A 3148-nucleotide genomic window follows, 5' to 3' on the forward strand; every position below is an offset into this window, starting at 1 on the left:
AGGCGTTCGGCCCGGCGCGGTGGTGGTGGGGGTGGCGCCGGGCCGAACGCCTTCCCGTGGCCGCCTCGCCCTCGACTGGCGGGTCCGGTTCGCGGCACTCGCGGTCATCTGGGGCTTCAGCTTTCTGCTGATCAAGGTCGGCACCCATGGCTTCGCGCCGTTCCAGGTCACCTTCGGCCGGCTGCTCTTCGGTACGGCGGTGCTGGCCGTCGCGATGGCCGTCAAGCGCGAACGGCTGCCCCGGGGCCGGCGCACCTGGGCCCATCTCACCGTCGCGGCCTTTCTCCTCAACGCCCTGCCGTTCTCGCTGTTCGCCTACGCCGAGCTGACGATTCCCTCGACACTCGCGGGCATCTGCAACGCCACCTCGCCGCTGTGGGGCATGGCGCTCTCCCTGGTCGCCCTCTCCGAGGACCGGCCCACCCGCCGCCGCGTCGCGGGGCTCGGCATCGGTTTCCTCGGTGTGCTGACCGTGCTCGGCGCCTGGCAGGGCTTCTCCGGCCTCGACTTCACGGGTACGGCGATGGCCCTGCTCGCCTCGCTGAGCTATCCGGTCGGCTGGATCTACGTACGCCGCACCCTGGCGGGCAGCAGCAGTTCCCATCTCTCCCTGACCGGCGCGCAGCTCCTGGTCGCCACAGTGCAACTGGCCCTGATCACACCGCTGTTCACCACCCTGCCGACCTCGTTCCCGCTGCTCCCGCTGTTCTGCGTGTTCGTACTCGGCGCGCTGGGCACCGGACTGGCGATCCTGCTCCAGTACGGAGTGGTCGCCGAGGTCGGCCCGACGACCGGCACGATGGTCACGTACTTCATCCCGGTCATCGCCACCGCGGCCGGTGTCACGCTCCTCGGTGAGGAGCTGACCTGGAACACACCCATCGGCGCCCTGATCATCCTCGCCGGGGCCGCGCTCACCCAGAGCCGGGCCAGAAGGCCGGCGGACGGCCCGCCGAAGTCCGCGGCCCGCCGGTGGAGGTTCGCGGCCGGCCGGCCGAGGTCCGCGGGCGGTCAGCCGTAGCTGCGCGCGGGCGCGGGTCCCGCCGCCGACGCCACCGCGCCCGCGACCGGACCGATGTCCTCGTCCGTCAGGGACGACACGGTCAGCCGTACGCCCGGTGGCGTGGCCATCCGGAAGCGCGCCCCGGGCGCGACCGCCCAGCCCGCGTGCAGCAGCCGCGCCACCGCACCCGTCTCGTCGGCCACCGGCACCCAGACATTCATCCCGCTGCGGCCGTGGGCCTCGACGCCCCGCTCCGCCAGGGCCGCGATCAGCGCGTCACGGCGCCGCCCGTACGACCGCGCCACCACCCGCGCGTCCACGGCCCCCGAGGTCCAGAGCTGGACGACGGTCCGCTGGAGCAGCCGGCTCACCCAGCCGGGACCGAGCCGCTGACGGCCCAGCACCCGGTCCACGCTCTCCGCGTCACCGGTCAGCACCGCGAGCCGCAGATCGGGTCCGTACGCCTTCGCGGTGGACCGTACGAGCACCCAGCGGTCCGTGGCACCGGCGAGCGGGTGCAGCGGTACGTCCACGATGCGATGGCCGTGGTCGTCCTCGATGAGCAGCACCTCGGGACGCGTCGCGAGCAGGGCGCGCAGTTCCTCCGCGCGGGCCGCGCCCACCACGGCGCCCGTGGGGTTCTGCGCGCGGTCGGTGACGACGACCGCGCGCACACCGGCCCGCAGCGCCCGCTCCAGATCGGCGGGGAGCGGCCCGTCGTCGTCAAGTCCCACCGGTACGGGCCGCAGTCCGAGCGCGGGGACGAGATCCAGCAGACCGCCCCAGCCCGGATCCTCGACGGCGACCGCGTCACCCGGCCGCAGCCGGGCGACCAGCACCCGTTCGATCGCGTCCAGCGAACCGGAGGTGACGGCGACGGGCCCGGCGGGCACTCCGTCGGCGTCGAGATCCGCGCGGGCCAGCCGCGCCAGCTCCGCGTCAATGGGCGGCTGTCCGTACATCCCCGGCTCGCGCGCGTGGTGGCGCGCGGCGGCGGCGAGAGCGCCGTCCAGCGCGGGCAGCAGGGCCGGATCCGGATTGCCCTCCGACACGTCCCGTACACCGGGAGGCGCGTCGACGCGGATCGAGCCCCGGGTCGTACCGGCGGGGCGCGGTCGCACCCGGCTGCCCCGGCGCCCGGCCGTCTCGATCACGCCGCGCTCGCGCAGGGTGCGGTAGGCCGCCGCGACGGTGTTCGGGTTGACCTCGAGCCGCACGGCCAGCTCCCGCATCGGAGGCAGCATCTGGCCAGGAGCCAGCTCACCCGCACCGACCGCGCGCTCCACGCTGGCGGAGATCTCCGCCGCGCCCCGACCGGTAATCCGATACTCTCCTAGCACAAAAAATACTATGCACTAGTGCAATGGAGGACGCAATGCCGGAGACCGCGCCGCCGAGCGCCAGCCCCGTCTACCGCCCCACCGCACGGACCGTTCCCACCCGCTCCAAGGAGCGGGCGGTGTACGACCGTGACCTGGTGCACGCCATCCTGGACGAGGCGTACATCTGCCATCTCGGTTTTGTCCGAGAGGGAGCACCCGTGGTCCTTCCGACGCTCTACGGCCGGGTGGGCGAGCGGCTGTACGTCCACGGCTCGACCGGATCACGTCCGCTGCGCATGGCGGGCGGGCCGCGAGGAGCGGGCGAACAGGCCGGAGCGGGCTCCGACGGCACGGAGGCCCCCGGGCTGGCGGTCTGTCTGACGGTGACCCATGTCGACGGTCTGGTCCTGGCACGCTCCGCCTTCCACCACTCGATCAACTACCGCTCCGTGGTGGTCCATGGCATTGCCCGCCAGGTGACCGACGCCGAGGAGCGGCGCGTCGCCCTCGACGCGATCGTCGAGCATGTGGTGCCCGGCCGCTCGTACGACTCACGCCCGGCCAACGACCGTGAACTGGCCGCGACCGCCGTGATCCGCCTCGATCTCGACGAGGTCTCCGCCAAGGTCCGCGCCGGCGGTCCCATCGACGAGCCCGAGGATGTCGGGCTGCCGCACTGGGCCGGTGTGGTGCCTCTGGCGCGCGGCTACGACGCTCCGGTACCTGCCGACGATCTCGACCCCACCGTCGTCCTGCCCGACTACCTCTCCGTGCTCTGAAACGTTCTCCCGCACATGTGAGGCGCGCCGGCCACGCGGCGGGG

At 73.2% G+C, this 3148-nt stretch carries 3 protein-coding genes; 2 read left to right on the forward strand and 1 reads right to left on the reverse strand.

Annotated features, from left to right (window positions below; all coding sequences use genetic code 11):
- The first annotated feature begins 19 nt into the window (after positions 1–19).
- A complete protein-coding gene (locus BFF77_RS23205; RefSeq protein ID WP_079125408.1) occupies positions 20–1021 on the forward strand; it encodes a DMT family transporter in 1002 nt (333 codons plus the stop codon).
- Here BFF77_RS23205 and BFF77_RS23210 read toward each other — a convergent pair.
- Positions 1012–2343 (reverse strand): aminotransferase class I/II-fold pyridoxal phosphate-dependent enzyme, encoded by a 1332-nt coding sequence (locus tag BFF77_RS23210; protein WP_066953014.1) that lies wholly within the window; start codon positions 2341–2343, stop codon positions 1012–1014. The genes BFF77_RS23205 and BFF77_RS23210 overlap by 10 nt on opposite strands.
- A gap of 35 nt (positions 2344–2378) precedes the next feature.
- Here BFF77_RS23210 and BFF77_RS23215 point away from each other — a divergent pair, with 35 nt between their 5' ends.
- On the forward strand, positions 2379–3104 hold the full coding sequence (locus tag BFF77_RS23215) for a pyridoxamine 5'-phosphate oxidase family protein (protein ID WP_066953016.1): 726 nt from the start codon (positions 2379–2381) through the stop codon (positions 3102–3104).
- The last annotated feature ends 44 nt before the right edge of the window (positions 3105–3148 follow it).

Source organism: Streptomyces lushanensis (assembly GCF_001700515.1).
Taxonomy (GTDB): Bacteria; Actinomycetota; Actinomycetes; order Streptomycetales; family Streptomycetaceae; genus Streptomyces; species Streptomyces lushanensis.

Excerpts from the sequence above, each read along its gene's own strand:
- BFF77_RS23215 (WP_066953016.1), top strand. The coding sequence starts at position 2,379 with ATGCCGGAGACCGCGCCGCCGAGCGCCAGCCCCGTCTACCGCCCCACC.